A 1,078-nucleotide genomic window follows, 5' to 3' on the forward strand; every position below is an offset into this window, starting at 1 on the left:
TGTTGAGCCGCCGCAGCAGCGGGGCCATGTCGGGCAGGGCCACCATGCCGGCCGCCGGTTTGCCGTTGTGGAAAAAGAGCACGAAAAAATCCGTGTCCAGCACGGCCTTGAGTTCTTTGACGTGCTGTTCGGCCTCGGCGTCCGACAAGGGTGAGAAACCCCAGTTCTGCGCCCACGACTCCTTATACAGGGTGAACATGTCGCGGATATCTTGGGTCAGCGTAGCCTTGCCGGAGGTGCGGCAGGTGAAATGCCCCTCTTTTTTGAGGCGGGTCACTTCTTCGTGGAGCCATTCTGGCGGCGAGAAACGTTCCTTTTCAATAAGATAGGCAAAAAGGTCCTGTTCTTTGCGCAGATGCCAGCTTTCGAGCAGCTCCGCATAGTACGGCGGGTTCCAGGGCATCATGATGGTGGGGGCAAGTTCAAAGCCGTTCACCAGCAGGCCGCAGGTGTAGTTTGCGGACGGGTTCAGCGGCCCGCGCATGAAGGTCATCCCCTGGGCTGCCAGCCAGTTTCTGGCGGCGTCCAGCAGGGCGTGGGCGGCTTCGCGGTCGTTTTCGCATTCAAAAAAACCGAAGGCTCCGCAGGTTTCGCCCGCGTAGGCATTATATTTATCGTCAATAATGGCGGCAATGCGTCCTACGGGCCGCCCGTCACGCAGGGCCAGAAAAAGTCTGCGCCGGGCGTTTTCCCAAAAGGGATGCTGCCCTGGCGTGAGCAGTTCGCGCTCCTGACTCTTGATGGGCGGCGTCCACAAGGGGCTTTGGGCGTAAATGCTCCACGGCAGATCCAGAAACTGGCCTGTTTCCGCTTCGGTGCGGGCGGTAATGACGGCAAGTCCCATAAATCAGTCCAGTAGCAGGCTGCCGCGCAGCTCTTCCAGCGAGGCGATGCCCAGACGTTCGCACGCTTCGGGCAGTTGCTGCACAAGATCAAAGACGCAGTCGGGCCGCATGAAGCTCGCTGTGCCGATCTGAACCGCGTGCGCGCCCGCCAGGATGAATTCCAGCACGTCTTCCACGCAGCTGATGCCGCCCACGCCGATCACGGGAATCTTGACCGCGCGGGCCACCTGCCA

2 protein-coding genes are annotated in these 1,078 nt (G+C 60.6%); both read right to left on the minus strand.

Annotated features, from left to right (window positions below; all coding sequences use genetic code 11):
- Positions 1–844, minus strand: an 844-nt coding sequence (locus V6C07_RS09645; RefSeq protein ID WP_333536218.1) for a hypothetical protein, incomplete at its 3' end; no start/stop codon positions are given.
- Between the two features lie 3 nt (positions 845–847).
- Positions 848–1,078 (minus strand): HisA/HisF-related TIM barrel protein (locus V6C07_RS09650; protein ID WP_333536219.1); only part of this gene is annotated, 231 nt, incomplete at its 5' end.

It is taken from the genome of Desulfovibrio sp. 1214_IL3152, from assembly GCF_036763055.1.
Taxonomy (GTDB): Bacteria; Desulfobacterota; Desulfovibrionia; order Desulfovibrionales; family Desulfovibrionaceae; genus Desulfovibrio.